Annotated in this window: 15 protein-coding genes, 1 tRNA gene and 1 other RNA gene; 7 read left to right on the forward strand and 10 right to left on the reverse strand. The window is 45.9% G+C overall.

What is annotated here, in order from left to right; genetic code table 11:
- The first annotated feature begins 43 nt into the window (after positions 1-43).
- Together ssrS and AOC28_RS09780 are read left to right on the forward strand one after the other, a co-directional pair.
- A non-coding RNA gene (gene ssrS, locus AOC28_RS09775) (6S RNA) lies at positions 44-262 on the forward strand.
- Entirely contained in the window at positions 263-1,081 is an 819-nt protein-coding gene (locus tag AOC28_RS09780) for a sulfite exporter TauE/SafE family protein (RefSeq protein ID WP_072583794.1), read from the forward strand.
- Here the strand turns inward: AOC28_RS09780 and AOC28_RS09785 are convergent, their stop codons facing one another.
- The 9 genes from AOC28_RS09785 to AOC28_RS09825 all read right to left on the reverse strand — a co-directional run bounded on the left by AOC28_RS09785 (position 1,082) and on the right by AOC28_RS09825 (position 10,942).
- Positions 1,082-2,611: a malonyl-CoA synthase gene (locus AOC28_RS09785; protein ID WP_143143928.1), complete on the reverse strand. Its 1,530-nt coding sequence runs from the start codon at positions 2,609-2,611 to the stop codon at positions 1,082-1,084.
- 13 nt (positions 2,612-2,624) lie between these two features.
- Entirely contained in the window at positions 2,625-3,980 is a 1,356-nt protein-coding gene (locus AOC28_RS09790) for a TRAP transporter large permease (RefSeq protein ID WP_072583796.1), read from the reverse strand.
- 1 nt (position 3,981) lies between these two features.
- The gene (locus AOC28_RS09795; protein WP_072583797.1) at positions 3,982-4,500 is read right to left on the reverse strand and encodes a TRAP transporter small permease; all 519 of its coding nucleotides are present in this window, start codon (positions 4,498-4,500) and stop codon (positions 3,982-3,984) included.
- A gap of 1 nt (position 4,501) precedes the next feature.
- Entirely contained in the window at positions 4,502-5,536 is a 1,035-nt protein-coding gene (dctP, locus tag AOC28_RS09800) for a TRAP transporter substrate-binding protein DctP (RefSeq protein ID WP_072583798.1), read from the reverse strand.
- A gap of 142 nt (positions 5,537-5,678) precedes the next feature.
- Entirely contained in the window at positions 5,679-6,983 is a 1,305-nt protein-coding gene (locus AOC28_RS09805) for a malonyl-CoA decarboxylase (protein WP_072583799.1), read from the reverse strand.
- A 137-nt stretch (positions 6,984-7,120) separates the two neighbouring features.
- Positions 7,121-8,029: a LysR substrate-binding domain-containing protein gene (locus AOC28_RS09810; RefSeq protein ID WP_072583800.1), complete on the reverse strand. Its 909-nt coding sequence runs from the start codon at positions 8,027-8,029 to the stop codon at positions 7,121-7,123.
- A gap of 7 nt (positions 8,030-8,036) precedes the next feature.
- Positions 8,037-8,825 carry a prolipoprotein diacylglyceryl transferase gene (gene lgt, locus AOC28_RS09815; protein ID WP_072583801.1) on the reverse strand — a complete coding sequence of 263 codons (789 nt, stop codon included), beginning with the start codon at positions 8,823-8,825 and terminating at the stop codon, positions 8,037-8,039.
- A 14-nt stretch (positions 8,826-8,839) separates the two neighbouring features.
- Complete coding sequence (locus tag AOC28_RS09820; protein WP_072583802.1) at positions 8,840-9,304, reverse strand: DNA polymerase III subunit chi; 465 nt, start codon at positions 9,302-9,304, stop codon at positions 8,840-8,842.
- Between the two features lie 27 nt (positions 9,305-9,331).
- On the reverse strand, positions 9,332-10,942 hold the full coding sequence (locus tag AOC28_RS09825) for a leucyl aminopeptidase (RefSeq protein WP_072583803.1): 1,611 nt from the start codon (positions 10,940-10,942) through the stop codon (positions 9,332-9,334).
- A 158-nt stretch (positions 10,943-11,100) separates the two neighbouring features.
- On the opposite strand from AOC28_RS09825, the gene lptF reads away from it, so the two are divergent.
- The 3 genes from lptF (at position 11,101) to AOC28_RS09840 (ending at position 14,371) form a co-directional block, all read left to right on the forward strand.
- Entirely contained in the window at positions 11,101-12,216 is a 1,116-nt protein-coding gene (gene lptF / locus AOC28_RS09830; RefSeq protein ID WP_072583804.1) for an LPS export ABC transporter permease LptF, read from the forward strand.
- On the forward strand, positions 12,213-13,367 hold the full coding sequence (lptG, locus tag AOC28_RS09835; RefSeq protein ID WP_072583805.1) for an LPS export ABC transporter permease LptG: 1,155 nt from the start codon (positions 12,213-12,215) through the stop codon (positions 13,365-13,367). Before lptF ends, lptG begins: the two co-directional genes overlap by 4 nt.
- 62 nt (positions 13,368-13,429) lie before the next feature.
- On the forward strand, positions 13,430-14,371 hold the full coding sequence (locus tag AOC28_RS09840; RefSeq protein WP_072583806.1) for a CysB family HTH-type transcriptional regulator: 942 nt from the start codon (positions 13,430-13,432) through the stop codon (positions 14,369-14,371).
- A gap of 38 nt (positions 14,372-14,409) precedes the next feature.
- Here the strand turns inward: AOC28_RS09840 and AOC28_RS09845 are convergent.
- A tRNA-Leu gene (locus AOC28_RS09845) sits at positions 14,410-14,494 on the reverse strand.
- Between the two features lie 152 nt (positions 14,495-14,646).
- Here AOC28_RS09845 and AOC28_RS09850 point away from each other — a divergent pair.
- Positions 14,647-15,366 (forward strand): YebC/PmpR family DNA-binding transcriptional regulator, encoded by a 720-nt coding sequence (locus AOC28_RS09850; protein WP_072583807.1) that lies wholly within the window; start codon positions 14,647-14,649, stop codon positions 15,364-15,366.
- Positions 15,367-15,430: 64 nt separating this feature from the next.
- Complete coding sequence (gene purD / locus AOC28_RS09855) at positions 15,431-16,708, forward strand: phosphoribosylamine--glycine ligase (RefSeq protein WP_072583808.1); 1,278 nt, start codon at positions 15,431-15,433, stop codon at positions 16,706-16,708.
- The last annotated feature ends 37 nt before the right edge of the window (positions 16,709-16,745 follow it).

Genomic DNA, 16,745 nt, shown 5'->3' on the forward strand with positions numbered 1-16,745 from the left:
GATTCGTGTGCTTGAAGGTCAAGTAGATGCTTTGATGCAAACCCTTTCCCTGCCTGGTTCGCCAAGGCCAATAGTTCCTTGAACCGATGCGCAAGCATCCGGAACGATCTTTACCTTGTGGGCGTGAGCGTTTTGCAAGTTCACAGTGCCAACTTAGACTTGGTTACTCCCTGAGCCTCTTAATGCACCCGAAGCAGAGTAGCCGTTCCACCTTGAACCTTAGGGTTCAGGATGACGGCCTAGCGGCTAAGGCGGGGAATTCATGTTACTAAGCGATATCTTGATGTTGATGTTGTGCGGCGCGATCTCTGGCTACTTGGCTGGACTGCTGGGTATTGGTGGCGGCATGATACTGGTGCCCTTCATGATCTTGGTTTTTAACCATCTGGGATTTAGCCAAGAAGTCATCGTACATATGGCAATTGCCACCGGAATGGCCACCATTTTATTTACGACAACTTCTGCTATTTGGGCACATCACAAACATAGCTCAATTGATTGGAGGCTGGTTGCATCCTTAAGTCCCGGAATGGTTTTTGGCGGACTGGTTGGTGGCAGCGAATTATTTGAAGCGCTCAAAACTTCTTGGCTCTCACTTTTCTTTGCCGTTTTTATTGTTTACACCTCAATCCAGATGTTGCTCAATAAGAAGCCTAAGGCAGGCAGAGACTTACCTGGGACGCTTGGATTATTTTCGTTTGGCACCTTTGCTGGAGCCCTTGCAAGCTTAGTAGGCGCAGGTGGGGCATTTATTACTGTGCCATTTATGCTTTGGTGCAACGTCAAGCCGCATACAGCAATGGCTACTTCATCTGGCTTGGGCTTTCCAATTGCTGCAGCCGCAACTATTGGTTATATGTACGGGAGCTGGGGCAACCCCGATCTTCCAGCAGGCTCTTTGGGCTTTGTATATTTACCAGCGGTTGCGTGCATCGTGACGGTCAGTATTTTTACTGCACCTTTAGGTGCAAAGATGGCCAGAAAACTCGATATTGCTCAACTCAAACGAGTTTTTGGCATCATGCTTTTTTTCCTTGCAGCCTTCATGTTTAATGAAAGCCGCAAGGCATTCGGCTTCTAATTACGCTGTGTACTGCTGACGCAAAATATTCTTTTGCACCTTACCCATAGCGTTACGAGGTAAATCAGCAACAATCTCTACGCGCTTTGGAATCTTAAAGTTTGCAATTTGTGTTTTCAAAGTAGCAATCATGGCTTCTGCATTGAGTTTTGCTCCGGCCTTAGGCACCACTACTGCCATCACTGCCTCACCAAAATCAGGGTGCGGAATACCAATCACAGCACTTTCATCAACGCCAGTCATGTCATCAATAAAACTTTCGATCTCTTTCGGGTAAACGTTGTAGCCACCAGAAATAATCAAATCCTTGCTGCGACCAACAATGCACAAGTAATCATTTGGAGCTTTACCGCCATTGGCATCGCCACCCCAACGACCGACGTCGCCAGTTTTAAACCAGCCGTCTTTGGTAAATTCTTCGGCAGTCTTCTCAGGCATACGCCAGTAGCCTGCAAATATGTTCGGGCCCTTCACTTGAATACTGCCAATCTCGTTTACTTTGCATGGCTTGTTATCTTCATCCACTACACGCACCTTAACGCCAGGCAATGGTAGGCCAACTGAACCACCTACGCGCTTGCCTTTGTAAGGATTAGAAACCAACATCACCGTCTCACTCATGCCATAACGCTCAAGAATCGGCTGGCCAATCACTTCTTTGAAGGTATTAAATGTTTCTGTCAGCAAAGGAGCTGAGCCGGAAACAAATAGACGCATATTGCTTGCTACTTTTTTAGTAAATCCTTTGTCAGCCAATAGGCGTACATAGAATGTAGGTACACCCATCATCACTGTGGACTGTGGCATGTGCTTAATCAATTGCGCCGTATCTAAACGTGGCAACCAAATCATTTTGCTGCCATTAATCAATGCGCCATGCGCCGCCACAAACAATCCATGAACGTGGAAGATAGGTAAAGCATGTAGCAATACGTCGCCTTTTTTCCAGCCCCAGAACTTTTGCAGCACTTGTGCATTGCTGCCAAGGTTCTTATGAGTCAGCATTGCGCCCTTGCTGCGTCCTGTCGTACCGGAGGTGTACAGAATCGCTGCAAGATCATTATCCTTCGCTGGAACGGTCTTGAATTTGTCGCTCAGGTTTCCTGCACGCTCTAATAAAGTACCCATACGATTCTCGTCCAGCGTGAATACATGCTTAGTGCCAGCCTTGGAAGCTACCTTAGAAACCCAAGAGAGATTCTTGCTGCTGCACACAACCACTGCTGGCTCAGCATTCTCTAGGAAGTACTGGATTTCAGCTGACTGATAAGCAGTATTCAGCGGCAAATACACATAGCCCGCACGAATCGTTGCTAGATAAAGAAAAAGTGCTTCAGGAGACTTCTCAACCTGCACTGCAACCCTAGCTCCTTTTGGAAGCTTCAAGCTAGCAAGTAAATTAGCCAGCCTGGCGGTTGCTGACTCAAGGTCACCCCAAGAGTAATAAAGACCGTCGTGTGTCTCGAGAGCGCACGCTTTTTTATCCTTTGGAAAACCTTTTTCCAATACTGAATACAAATTCATGAAAATATTCCTTGATTTCTTAAACTAGAGGCGCACCCATTACCCAATTAGATAATCCAGTGGCGATTTCTGGGAATGCGCAAAGCAATACAACAGAAAAAAGCATGATGAATACAAATGGCATCACGCCGTAGATGATTTCACGCAAGGTGATATCAGGGGCAATATTCTTAATAACGAAAATATTCAAGCCAACTGGTGGATGAATTAAGCCCGTTTCCATCACAATAGTCATCACCACGCCAAACCAGATTAAATCAAAGCCAGCGGCACGCAGAGGTGGCAAGAAAATTGGCGAAGTCATCAAAATAATCGAGACAGGTGGCAAGAAGAATCCTAGGACGATCACCATTAGTAGAATGGCTCCCAATAGCACCCATCTGGAAGTATTTAGATCAACAATTGCCTGTGCAGCAGACTGACTTAAATGCAAGTAACTCATCACATTTGCAAATAAGAGGGACATGCCAATGATGAACATCAACATCGCGGATTCGCGGATCGTGACATCTAATAATGGGTACAGGTCCTTGAAACGCCACATCTTATAAATCACTGCAATTAATAGAAATGCAAAGACTGCGCCCAAGCCCGCTGTTTCAGCAGGCGTTGCATATCCTCCGTACAAGGCAACCATTACACCGATCAATAAAACTAAGAAAGGCAGCACCCTAGGCAATGAGCTCATTTTTTGCTGAATGGTGTAGGTTTGACGCTCCAATATGGGCGTAGAAACCTTAGTCACGGCATAAGCCTCGTAAGCGCTGGTGTACTCTTTACGGAAGCGATAGACCGTGTAGACGGAAAAGAATATGACCAACATTACGCCAGGGCCAATAGCCGCCAAGAATAAGCGCCCCAATGATTGCTCTGCTGCCACAGAATACAAAATCATGGTGATTGAAGGTGGCAATAAAATTCCCAAGGTGCCACCAGCAGCAATAATGCCTGCTGCAAAACCTGGAGAGTAGCCACGCTTACGCATCTCAGGAATTCCTGCGCTACCAATTGCAGAGCAGGTTGCGGGGCTAGATCCGGCCATAGCAGCAAACAGCGCACAAGCAAATACGTTCGCAACTCCTAAGCCGCCAGGTATCTTACCCATCCATACATGAAGAGCATCATACAAATCCTTACCCGCACGTGAACGGCCAATAGCGGCGCCTTTCAAGATAAACAATGGTATGGACATCAAAGTAATACTGGACATCTCCTCATACACGTTCTGCGCAACCGTATCTAATGATGAAGCAGGCATGAAGAAATACATAAAAATAATTGCAACAATACCTAAAGCAAAAGCAATTGAAATCCCCGAAAACATAATCACCAGGGTTACAAAAGCAAATAAAAGACCAATGGTAAGAATAGACATATTAGTGACCCCCACTCACAACATCAGTAGCGATCGTTTTTCTGATGAAAATTTGTAGAAATAGTTGAAATGTGAGCAATGCCATGCCAGCAAACATCATTAAATAGGGAATCCACAAGGGAGGAGCCCATGTGGAGTTAGTTACTTGACCATCTACCCATGCTTCCTGAAGCAAATCCCAAGTTTTCGTAGAAAAAAAGGCAAAAAATAGGCAGGAAATCACATCAATAACAATTCCGCGCACTTTATTAACCGGGTGAGGCAACAGGCCCTCAATTGCAGAAATTCCTATATGGCCACGCCTCTCTTGCACATATGAACTGCAGAGAAAAGTTACGCCCACCAAGCAAAATAGAGCAGCTTCATCTTGCCAGTCGTTTGCCGTATGAAATAAACCACGAGACATAACGCTGTAACTCAGAATGAGAGCTGCGGCCATCAGGGCCAGTGAGCCCAGTAACACCAAGAATTTATTCACTGCCGACATCACTCTGTCGGCAGCCTCTAGAATCCACATCATTTTATGAAATCTTCTCTGCTGAGCGTATCATTGCAGCACAAGTTTCATTACGCTCGGAGAATTCTTTCCAAGCAGAATTTTTAGCTACCGCCTTCCATTTATCAACTACCGACGTATCCATTTCAAAAACCTTGTTGCCGGCTTTAGCAAATGCAATCGCTGCATCAATATCATCCAACTTGGCCTGTTCGGTACCAAATTTTTCCATATCCACTCCGACCGCCATAATGACATCGCGTTGTTTTGGTGTTAAAGAATCAAACACCGTTTTTGACATCATGAGCGGCTCTAACATATACCAATAGGATTTATTTTTGGCGGAAGTAAAGTTTTTAGTTAACTCCGCAAGCTTGAATGACATTAAGCTTGCCGATGATGTGTAGGCTGCCTCTAGTGAGCCAGTTTGCACGGCCTGATAAATCTCATTTGAAGGAATCGAGGTCATTACGGATGCACCGGCCGCCTTGAGCATGGCATCAAATTCACGACTACCACCCCTCACCTTAACGCCTTTAACATCGTCCGGAACCACGATAGGACCAGAACGTGTAGCAACGCCACCAGCCTGCCACACCCAACTAACAATCACAATGCCCTTGGACTCCATGACCTTATTCAAGATCTTGCCAACTTCAGCATTTTTCCATTTAGCGCCTTGTTCATAGCTAGTAACTAGCGCTGGCATTAGACCAATGTTAGCCTCAACAACTTCTCCACCCGCATAAGGCATTGGGTAGAAACTAAAGTCAAGGGCGCCTTTACGGAGAGCGCTAAATTGAGCATTTGTTTTCATTAATGAGGATTGCGGATAAACGTCGAACTTCAATTCGCCGTTTGTTTTTTTAGTAACCTCTTCACCGAACTTCTTGCATAAGCGATCACGGAAGTCTGTGCCACTTGGAAATTGGTGAGAAATCTTTAAACTTTTGGCGCCTGATTGAGCAAACGCGCTCAGATCGTAACCAGCAAGGGATGCTCCAGCCGCACCCAGCAACAATGTGCGACGCAATTGAGAAATTTCTTTTGAATCTGTCATGTTCATCTCCTAAATGACTATTATTTTTCTACTTACAACTGTGGGTACTGCCAGTTTTGTGACCGCCGGCTTCTTCATGTTCCATTCTAAAGCGAATACTCTGTGAATTCTGCTTTAGCGTCTCCTCTACTAAATTTCTTACTTAGGGCTGCATTAAACGACCAACCGCACGGGAATAATCAATTTCACCCCGGGTAAATCGCTCATGATTTTCCTCAACAGCCGAAAGATCATATAAATAATTAACCATAAGTGCCGCGGACTGTCGTAAACCCTTGCGAGAGAGGTCTCCAGCCCAGTTAATTTGATGAAGCTTGGCGCCGTTGCCCAAGTGAAACTTGGCAACCGGGTTACCGTTACGGCCAGCAGAACCTAAACCCAAGTAAATACTTGCGAGGCACAGTAAAGCGGCCTTTTCTTTTTCATTAGCATTGTCTGGATGCCAGCCAGCACTTAAGCGCTCAGACCAAGAGCGATTAGCAAGTCCAAGGATCTCCAGGGATTGCTCACGAGCTGTGCGAACTGCCGGCTTGAGTTGGGTACCTGTCTTTTCGCTGCCAATATCTGCACCAGCTGCGACCCAGTCAATGAAGCCTGGAATTGGAGAAAGCGTCACAAAGGTTTTGAGACCAGGAAATTCTGCATGTAACTGTTCGGCAACGCGCTTAATCAAGAAATTACCCATTGAAACACCGCGCAGGCCTGGCTCGCAGTTACTTATAGAATAAAAAGCAGCCACTTTATATTGTGAAGTTTGATGAACTGTCTCTGCCTTCTTATCTACCAAAGGCGTAATCACAGCGGGAATTTCTGGCAAAAGCGCTACTTCAACGAAAATCAAAGGCTCGTTTGGAAGCTGCGGGTGAAAGAAGGCAAAACACCTACGATCAGGCTGCAAGCGGCGGCGCAGGTCATCCCAACCATCAATTGCGTGCACAGCCTCATGCTGAATCAGTTTTTCCAGAACCTCGGCAGGTGACTTCCAATCCACCCGATGCATCTTTAAAAATCCTGGGTTAAACCAAGAAGACAACAGGTGACGCAAGTCAAAATCAACTGCTGTTAACTCCGGCTGCTTTTCAAGTAATTGCAACAGATCACGACGCATACCTACAAGCGCAGCAGTTCCATTGGTTGCACGATTAAGTCGACGAAACAATTCCTGCCTCGGAGGCTCAGTCACGCGTTGTAATTTAATGTAATTACGCGCACTTGCTTCTGCTGAAAAATTTTGCGCAGCAGCCATGACCGCAGCAGCATCAGGATTGAGTTTTTCAAATAGAAAATTAAAAAATTTAGAGTGTTGATCTTTAGAGAGCTTGCGATAGTTGTGGATCACATCATTAGCCATGCTGACGGCATTCGATTCGCCGCGCTCGGAAATGAGTCGATTAACCGCGCCGGTAACGCGGGAAAAGTAACGGGCTTTTGCTAGCTTTTCAAGCATGTGTATCTCTCAAAGAATTCAACCCAAAGGGTGAGGGTTGACTACTAATGTATAGCTGAGCCATACCTGAATCAATTAATGAAAGTATATATTCATTAACTTTAAGTTAATGAATTAGCTAGCGCGTTAAGCCAGGTTTATAAATTATTGCGATGCATCATGCGGGTTTCAGCCGCTAGAGCGAGGATATTGGGGTTTGATTCATTAGCCTGGAGGTACATTAGGGCAATATGTTGGGTTGCCTGATATTTTGGCAATAACGGGGTAAATTCAATCGCATCCCCCATTAATGCCTTCACCCTACCGGGCAATAAAGATCTTCCCAGGTCCCCGGAGACCATATTCATTAAAGAAAAGATATCACCCACCTTCATAACTACATTGGGGGCAAATCCAGCCAACTGGAAAGCCTCATAAAACCCTGAGGTGGTGGCAAAACCATCTTGAAGGGTTAAAAATTTCTCATTTTGGTACTCGGATAAATCAATATTAGCTTCGGCTGGCTTATTGTTTTTTGAGGAAGCTAAAAACAACTGGTCCTCAAAAAGAGGGACTACCTGAACACCCTCCGGAAGATCTCTTGTAGGAACCGCCATGACTACTGCATCTACATTTCCCTCGCTGAGCCTTTTCATCAAGTCCTCATTAGATCCCAGATACAAATCAATATCCAAATCAGGTCTACGAATTTTGGTACCCATAATGACTCTAGGAATAATATTGGCCGTCAAAGAGTACATTGACCCCAGGCGAATTTGCCCGCTCTCGACACCGGCTTTTGCTCTCGTCTTTTTGAGAACACGATCTACGTCAGCCAATAAATCGGCACTTGCTTCAGCCAAATAAATAGCTGCCGGCAAAGCTTTTAACTGGCGTCCATCTTTTACAAATAGGGCGCACCCTATTCCGGATTCCAGGGAATGCAATGCCTTGTGAATACTGACTGAACTTAAACGCAACTCTTCTGCTGTTTTTGAAAGACTGCCGGTCCGAATAAACGAGCACAGTACTTCTAATTTTCGAAGTGTTAGCTCTTCATTCAGCATGAGCTAATTATTGACTCTTGGATTTAAATGCAGTCATGAGATAGAGGCCAAACAATATCATTGGCACACACAACCACTGACCCATAGATAAACCCAAGCCTAGAAGGCCCAAGAAGGAATCGGGCTCACGCGCATACTCAGCCAAGAAGCGGCAAATACCGTAACCCAACATGAAAAATCCAGATATCTGGCCAACACGTCTTGGCTTGCCTGCATAAATCCAAAGCGCAATACCCAGGAGTACACCTTCACCAAGCAGTTGATAAATCTGTGATGGATGGCGTGGCACAGAATCTACTAAAGGAAAAATCATTGCCCATGGAAGATCAGTAGGTCTTCCCCATAACTCGCCATTAATAAAGTTCCCTAGTCGACCAAATGCCAACCCAAAGGGAACTAGTGGAGCAACCAAATCACTTACGACAAAAAAAGTGGTCTTATGCTTTTTAGCAAACCAGAAAAGTGCAACTAGCACACCTAACAAACCACCATGAAAAGACATGCCGCCTTCCCATATCTTAAAAATACTCAAAGGGTGAGTTAGATAGAAGCCTGGCATATAAAACAAGGTGTAGCCCAAACGACCGCCTAACACGACGCCCAGAACGCCGGCAAACAGGAGATCCTCAAGATCTTTATAGGTCCAACCTAGGGATTGATAACGTGGTGATTTAATGCGTAAGCGACCCAGAAGCAAAAATTGAACGAAGGCCATTAAATACATCAAGCCATACCAATGAATTGCAAAAGATCCAATACGAATTGCTGCAGGGTCAAACTGTGGATGAATCAACATGGGTATTGGGATCGTTAGCTTTTGGATTGGTCGAAATTATGCAACTCGTGGCCCAACTCTCGATAGGCTTTAAAACGCTCGCGCCCTGCTAATCGCTCTGTTTCATTCACAGTAACTACCTCAACGATTCTGGGAAAGCGCGCAACCAAGGCCGGCACATCAGCAGGCATACGCATTCCCAAATGAATCATGACATCAGCATGGGGAATATCGTTCAGGGCCGAGGAAGCAAAGTCATCCGTGAGTACTATTGGGGTTTCAGCTGCAGCTTCTTCCTCAATAAAACAATGCGGCAAGAAATCAGTACTGCTAAATGCCCAAAGAAGCTCGTTCAACTTTTTCAGATCTGCTTTCTCACCCACCATCACAATATTGCGGACTGGCTCACCTTCAGACGCAGCACTCCAAATCTTACGCGTAAGGCGACAAGCATATTCCAGCTTATCACTCACATTGCTATGAAAATCAATTCGAGCCATTCAATATTTATCCAAGATCTAAAGCGCTCACTTGCGCTCGAGCAAGAAGTTCACCAAGAGGGGCACAGGACGACCGGTAGAGCCTTTGGCAGCGCCACTCTTCCATGCGGTACCAGCAATGTCTAAGTGAGCCCATTTGTATTTCTCGGTGAAGCGAGACAAGAAGCAAGCCGCTGTCACGCTGCCAGCTGGACGACCACCAATGTTGGCAACATCTGCAAAATTAGATTTGAGCTGCTCATGGTAAGCCGCATCCAAAGGCAAACGCCATACCGTATCCAAAGAAGCATGACCTGCTTTAGTCAACTCACTTACCAAGCTCTCGTCGTCAGAAAACAAACCGCTATGCACATGACCCAAAGCAATCACGCAAGCGCCTGTTAAGGTGGCAACGTCAATCACTGCCGCCGGCTTAAAGCGCTCTACATAAGTCAGCGCATCACACAGAATTAAGCGACCTTCTGCATCGGTGTTGAGAACCTCAATGGTCTGCCCAGACATACTCTTCACAATATCGCCAGGACGAGTAGCTTGGCCTGATGGCATATTTTCACAAGTAGGAACTACGCCAATCACGTTCTTCTTTAACTTCATTAAAGCAATGGAGTACATCGTACCGATCACTGAAGCTGCGCCACACATGTCGTACTTCATTTCATCCATGGCTTCACCTGGCTTTAATGAAATTCCACCAGTATCAAAAGTGATGCCCTTGCCCACCAAAACAATCGGAGCCTCTCCTGCTTTGCCACCTTGATGTTTCATCACAATAAATTGCGGCGGGGTAGCAGATCCTTTGGCAACGGATAAGAATGAGCCCATTCCCAAGGCCTCAATTTGTTTGAGCCCAAGTACATCCACTTTCAAAGCAGTCTTTTTACTTAAGCCCTGCGCGGCCTTACCGAGGTAAGTTGGTGTACAGATGTTTGGAGGAAGGTTACCCAAATCCTTCGCCAGATTCATACCCTCCACCATAGCTACGCCCTGCTCTACCGCAGGCTTCAGTTCTTTAGCGCAGGCATCGTTACCTGCAAAGACGAGATGCTTAAATGTGTCTGCTTTATCTTTTACTTTGAATTTCATAGCGGGCTGACGCACGCCAAAACGATAAGCTTGGTCGCCAGCGTATTGAACAGTAAGGCGAACCTCTTCGGCAATAAAGTCAGCTTTGTGTGCAAGCGCAAAACTTGGTGTAAACCAAAGCGCACTTTCAATGGATCCGCCACTTAAGACCTTCAAAGCTGCGCGAGCAACTTTGGAATAAGTAGTCAAACTCCGTTCGCTAGCAAGATGTACATCACCCAGAGCAACGAGTAATACTCGTTTTGCCTTAACCCCATTAGTGGACCAAGATTTTTCTGCGCGTAGCATGCATACGGAAGCTTGCTTGGAATCTAAATCCCCAACAAGATTGGCATGATTGACTGAGCCTCCGAGCAAAAGATCTAGCTCTAGCAAAAATCCCGCTTTTGCCTTGGCGCCCTTAGCACCAGAGAAACTATCAAAATCCGCCTGGGAATATGCCAAAACTAAGCAGTCGGTATTGTGGCTAAGCAAGGATTTGAGGCTAGATTTCTGGAGTTTTAGGCTCTGAAGGTCTGCTTGAGGGAAAATCTTGGTGCTGAATTGAATTGTCATAATCTATTACAGTGTTTTGGTCGCTTCAAAAGGGGGTAATCTGCTAATTTGGGACGTTTATCCATTATCCTCCGACATGAGAATAACTTCCCTTACCTGCAGCAATATAAGCCATTTACAAGCCCAATAACCCTTCAAGTCCAGACCTATAAATTCTCATGATTTTTAACCAGGCCCTTCGCCGCGAACTCAGTTTTACGACTGGCGGGGTCTTTTTGGTCTTAGTCACCATTATGGTGACCACCTTGGTGATCCGAATTTTGGGTTATGCCGCTAACGGGGCGGTCAATCCAAAAGACGCTCTAGTGTTAATTGCCTTAGCTACCCTGGGTTATCTTGCGGTTCTTTTAACAGTCTCACTATTTGTCGCAACATTAATTGTTCTGGTGCGCTGGTACAAAGATTCTGAAATGATTGTGTGGTTTGCTAGTGGTCTAAGCGTTACCAATCTTATTCGCCCTATCATGCAATTTGCCACGCCGCTCATTATTGTGATCGCGCTCCTGGCTCTTTTTGTGTGGCCCTGGGCCAACCGAGAATCCACTTTAATTAGTCAACGCTTTCAACAACGTGATGACGTATCCATGGTGAGCGCCGGACAATTCAAAGAGTCCGCAAAAGCAGAGCGTGTATTTTTTATTGAAGAGCTCGATGTTGATAAAAGCGAAGTCAAGAATATCTTCGTAGCTGATTCCAAGAATGGTCGGCTGAGCATTGCAGTTTCCCAAACTGGATTTATTCAAAACTCTGCAGGTGGTGAGAAATCCATCGTGATGCATAACGGTAGACGCTATGAGGGGCAACCCACTCAGCCCGATTTCAGAATTCTGGAATTTAACGAATACAGCACCAAGATACGGAGCAAAGAATCATTGGCGCCCCCACCACGCGATCGCGAGAAGACGATCACTGAGCTTTTAGATGACCCCAATCCAAACTCTACCAGCCCCAATCGTGCTGAGTTACTTTGGCGCATTGGATTGCCATTAATGGCATTGGGTTTGGTACTGATTGCAATTCCGCTTGCTTATGTAAACCCTCGCTTGGGTAATTACACTGCGATGTTTTATGCGGTCTTAATTTATTTAATCTATAGCAACTTACTGAACCTGACGCAAAATTTTGTCTCACAAGGCAAGGTCACTGTATTTGTTGCTATTTGGCCTATTCATTTGCTCGCCCTATTAATTGCGATAGCTTTAATTCGCAATCGCATTAATCCTTCTCTAAAGTGGTGGCGCCGTCAATTGCCTGCCTCTATGGCCGCCAAATGAAATTGCTCTTTCCTTTTATTTACGAGCGCTATTTAGCCAAGCAGATTTATGCTGCTTTTGGCTTTATCTTGTTCGCCTTGGTAGCTTTGTTTTTGTTCTTCGATATCTTGAGCGAGTTAGGGTCCGTGCAGGGGGGCTACACGCTTCCTCTAGCGCTACTTCATGTACTTCTGAAAGCCCCAAGCCGCATTTCAGAAATCATCCCCATTGCAGGCTTGATTGGCAGTATCTATGTATTTGCAATGCTGGCTAGCCAGTCTGAGTTCACCATTTTGCGTATCGCTGGATTAGACGTTAAACGTGGGCTCATTACTCTCACAAAAATTTCACTTCCATTAATAGTGCTCACACTCATCATGAGTGAATGGGTTGGCCCTTATTCCGAAGCAAAGTCTGACCAGATTCGCATGAAGGCTATGGGCTCAGCCTATACGTCACAATTTAAAACGGGTGTTTGGGTAAAAGATCGGCTACGCGATGAGGATGGCAGCGGACCCGTGCGCCCAGGAGTGCGCTATGTCAACGTGGGCAAAGTTGACAAAGATAATGAGATTCAAAACATCCGTATGTATGAGTTTGATGATACCTATCATCTTCTCTCAATCCGTAGCGCAGCCTCCGGACAGTTTGATGAGACTGGCATTTGGGTTCTAAATGATGTCACCGAAACTCGCTTTAAAGAAACAAAGCAGTCTGACCCACTGAACCCCGTTTTTTCTGCGCAAACTTTTACGCACCCGATTCTCACTTTGGAATCGGAGGTCACGCCCCAAATTTTGAATGTGCTTTTAATTAGTCCTGAAAAAATGTCGATCATGAGCTTGGGTCGCTTTATCTCCCACCTTCGTGAAAACAAACAAGATGCGCAGAGACATTCCATCGCCTTCTGGAAGAAAGTGGTTTATCCCTTCACTATTTTTGTGATGCTCGCGCTAGCCCTTCCCTTTGCATACCTTAAGGTTCGAGCAGGAAGCGTTGGCATTAAAGTGTTTGGCGGAATCATGCTGGGCATGAGCTTCCAGCTATTTAATTCCCTCTTCTCCAACGTAGGGCTTTTGGGCTCTTGGCCAGCGCTTCTAACAGCGCTTACCCCGCCTTTGCTCTACTTCTTTTTGGCACTATTCGGGTTGCGCTGGGTTTCTAAGGCTTAATACCCAAAAATCATTTAGAATTTGATTCCTATATCATTGCTGATATATAGACAGGAATCCTTATGAATCTCCACCAATTTCGCTTTGTGCGTGAAGCCGTTAGGCAAAACTTCAACTTAACCACTGCCGCTAAAGCCTTATTCACCTCTCAACCAGGGGTTTCTAAAGCAATTATCGAATTGGAGGATGAGTTAGGCGTGGAGATCTTTCGTCGCCATGGCAAGCGGATTCGCTCCTTGACGGAACCAGGTAAACGCATTTTGAGCTCGGTTGAACGCATCCTTGATGAAGTGGAAACACTGAAGAGAGTGGGTAAGGATTTTGCTAGTCAAGATCAAGGTAGCCTCGTCATTGCCACTACCCATACACAAGCGCGCTACGCACTTCCTAAAGTGCTGACTGAATTTACTAAACGCTTTCCAAAGGTAAAGGTGAGTATTCAGCAAGGTAATCCAGGTCAAATTGCAGAGTTACTCACACATGATCGTGCGGATATTGCGATTGCCACGGAAGGTATCGCCAACACTCCGGGGGTACTGGCCCTGCCGGGCTATCAATGGCAGCACGTACTCATGGTGCCGCTAAGCCATCCCCTTCTCAACCAGGCAACACTTACTCTCGAAGAGATTGCTAAGTACCCAATCATCACCTACGACAAAGCATTTGCTGGTCGCAGCAAGGTTGATGCAGCCTTTGCGCAAAGAAACATTACGCCCGATATTATTTTGGAAGCGATTGATGCCGACGTCATTAAGACTTATGTAGAAACGGGTATGGGCATTGGTATTGTTGCGGGTCATGCTTATGACCCCGATCGAGATCGCAATCTTAAAGTGATTCCTGCGGGACATTTATTTGGTAACAACGTGACCCATCTTGGCGTCAAACAAGGCGCTTACTTACGCTCATTTGTTTACACCTTCATTGAACTATTCTCACCAACGCTCACCAAGAAGATTGTTGAGCAGGCAATGAATAACGAATCCGAGACTTACGAAATTTAAATAATCTAGGGATGCTCAAGGACTGAACAGTCTTTGAGTGGTGCCTCGGGGCGGACTCGAACCGCCACGCCTTGCGGCACCGGATTTTGAGTCCGGCACGTCTACCAATTCCATCACCGAGGCAGGTGTTTGCAGTGGAAATTCTGCTTACTTTGCTACTTTGTTACTGCTAAGACATGAGAGTGTAACAAAAAATGGTCAGATACCCCCTACCTTGGGTCTAGAACCCCTTAAAATGAGCTCTTCTAGCCAAATTATTAAAAGGACTTACCCGTATGGCCGGCCATTCGAAATGGGCCAATATTCAGCACCGCAAAGGTCGTCAGGACGAAAAACGCGGCAAGATTTGGACCAAACTCATTAAAGAAATTACCGTAGCCGCCAAATTAGGCGGTGGTGATATTGCTACTAACCCACGTTTACGCCTAGCTATTGATAAGGCCAAAGACTCCAATATGCCAAACGATAACGTGCAAAGAGCGATTCAACGCGGCACTGGATCTCTAGAAGGCGTGAACTACGAAGAAATTCGTTATGAGGGTTATGGCATGAATGGCGCCGCCATTATTGTGGATTGCTTAACCGATAACCGTACCCGCACCGTTGCTGAAGTTCGTCATGCTTTTAATAAGAATGGCGGCAATATGGGCACCGAAGGTTCTGTTGCTTTTTTATTCAAACACTGCGGTCAGATGTTATTTGCTCCAGGTACTAGCGAAGATCAACTCATGGAAGTTGCATTAGATGCTGGCGCTGAAGATGTGATTACTCACGATGACGGTTCTTTAGAGGTACTGTCTCCTGTTCCTGATTTTTCAAACGTACAAGATGCCATTAGTAAAGCAGGTCTCAAGCCTGAGCTTGCAACGGTTGCCATGCGCCCTGAAACTGAGATTGCCTTGGAAGGTGATCAGGCTGAGAGCATGCAGAAATTGTTAGATGCGCTTGAGAATTTGGATGACGTTCAAGAAGTGTTTACGAACGCTGCTCTTTAATTGACTTTGCATATATAAAAAATTTACTGCATTTTTACTTCATTAATACTGACAAACTATCGTTATGAAAATTCTCCTAATTGGATCCGGCGGACGCGAACATGCTTTAGCCTGGAAACTGGCTCAATCCCCACAAGTCCAAACGGTTTATGTTGCTCCTGGTAATGGCGGTACAGCTACTGCTAAACAAACTGCTGCAGGTATCGAGAACCTACCGATCACTGGATTGCAAGAGCTGGCTGATTTTGCTAAGCGCGAGAAGATTCATCTAACGGTTGTGGGCCCAGAAGCTCCGCTGGCCGCCGGCATTGTGGATGTATTCCGCAACAATGGCTTGCGTATTTTTGGCCCAACACAATTGGCGGCTCAACTGGAATCCTCTAAAGACTTTTCTAAAGCCTTTATGAAGCGTCATGGTATTCCAACGGCCGATTACCAAACGTTTTCTAGTGCACTTGAAGCGCATGCTTATATTGATGCCAAGGGTGCGCCAATTGTGATTAAGGCTGACGGCCTTGCGGCAGGTAAAGGTGTTGTAGTAGCAATGAGTCTTGAAGAGGCACATGCCGCTGTTGACATGATGTTGGCTGATAACAAATTAGGCAATGCAGGTGCCCGTGTGGTGATTGAAGAATTCCTAACAGGTGAAGAAGCCAGCTTTATTGTTCTTGTGGATGGCAAGAATGTTCTTGCTTTAGCGACCAGCCAAGATCACAAGCGCTTGCTCGATGCTGACCAAGGGCCAAATACGGGCGGCATGGGTGCTTACTCCCCTGCACCAGTTGTTACCCCAGAAATTCATGCGCGTGCATTGCGTGAGGTGATCATGCCAACAGTGAAGGGCATGCAAGCAGATGGCATTCCGTACACAGGCTTCTTGTATGCGGGCTTAATGATCTCTCCCGATGGCAAGATCAAGACTTTGGAATTTAACTGCCGCATGGGCGACCCAGAGACACAACCGATCATGGCTCGCCTGCGCAGTGATCTCGTCAATGCACTAGATCATGCAGTAGATGGAACGCTCAATGAAGTTGAACTGGAATGGGATCGTCGCACTGCCTTAGGCGTTGTGCTTGCAGCCCACAATTACCCTGATACCCCGCGTGCTGGTGATGTGATTACCGGCATTCCGGCTGATACTGAAGATCAAATTACGTTCCATGCTGGTACAAAATTACAAGATGACAAAGTAGTGACCTCCGGTGGACGAGTGATGTGCGTTGTTGGACTTGCTGATACCGTGCGTGGCGCCCAACAAAAAGCATATGAAGCCATCAACCATATCCAGTTTGACGGCATGCAATATCGTAAAGATATTGGCTACCGCGCAATTAAGTAAACCCATCAAGTTAGAACGCCCTTGTCAGATCAACAGA

The organism is Polynucleobacter sp. MWH-Adler-W8 (assembly GCF_001889925.1).
Classification (GTDB): Bacteria; Pseudomonadota; Gammaproteobacteria; order Burkholderiales; family Burkholderiaceae; genus Polynucleobacter.

What these genes read in the sequence shown, in the direction of transcription:
- lptF (WP_072583804.1), top strand. Translation starts at nt 11,101, where the DNA reads ATGATTTTTAACCAGGCCCTTCGCCGCGAACTCAGTTTTACGACTGGC.
- AOC28_RS09790 (WP_072583796.1), bottom strand. Translation starts at nt 3,980, where the DNA reads ATGTCTATTCTTACCATTGGTCTTTTATTTGCTTTTGTAACCCTGGTG.
- lptG (WP_072583805.1), top strand. Translation starts at nt 12,213, where the DNA reads ATGAAATTGCTCTTTCCTTTTATTTACGAGCGCTATTTAGCCAAGCAG.
- lgt (WP_072583801.1), bottom strand. Translation starts at nt 8,825, where the DNA reads ATGTTGATTCATCCACAGTTTGACCCTGCAGCAATTCGTATTGGATCT.
- AOC28_RS09795 (WP_072583797.1), bottom strand. Translation starts at nt 4,500, where the DNA reads ATGATGTGGATTCTAGAGGCTGCCGACAGAGTGATGTCGGCAGTGAAT.
- AOC28_RS09820 (WP_072583802.1), bottom strand. Translation starts at nt 9,304, where the DNA reads ATGGCTCGAATTGATTTTCATAGCAATGTGAGTGATAAGCTGGAATAT.
- AOC28_RS09810 (WP_072583800.1), bottom strand. Translation starts at nt 8,029, where the DNA reads ATGCTGAATGAAGAGCTAACACTTCGAAAATTAGAAGTACTGTGCTCG.
- dctP (WP_072583798.1), bottom strand. Translation starts at nt 5,536, where the DNA reads ATGACAGATTCAAAAGAAATTTCTCAATTGCGTCGCACATTGTTGCTG.
- AOC28_RS09780 (WP_072583794.1), top strand. Translation starts at nt 263, where the DNA reads ATGTTACTAAGCGATATCTTGATGTTGATGTTGTGCGGCGCGATCTCT.
- AOC28_RS09850 (WP_072583807.1), top strand. Translation starts at nt 14,647, where the DNA reads ATGGCCGGCCATTCGAAATGGGCCAATATTCAGCACCGCAAAGGTCGT.
- AOC28_RS09805 (WP_072583799.1), bottom strand. Translation starts at nt 6,983, where the DNA reads ATGCTTGAAAAGCTAGCAAAAGCCCGTTACTTTTCCCGCGTTACCGGC.
- AOC28_RS09840 (WP_072583806.1), top strand. Translation starts at nt 13,430, where the DNA reads ATGAATCTCCACCAATTTCGCTTTGTGCGTGAAGCCGTTAGGCAAAAC.
- AOC28_RS09825 (WP_072583803.1), bottom strand. Translation starts at nt 10,942, where the DNA reads ATGACAATTCAATTCAGCACCAAGATTTTCCCTCAAGCAGACCTTCAG.
- purD (WP_072583808.1), top strand. Translation starts at nt 15,431, where the DNA reads ATGAAAATTCTCCTAATTGGATCCGGCGGACGCGAACATGCTTTAGCC.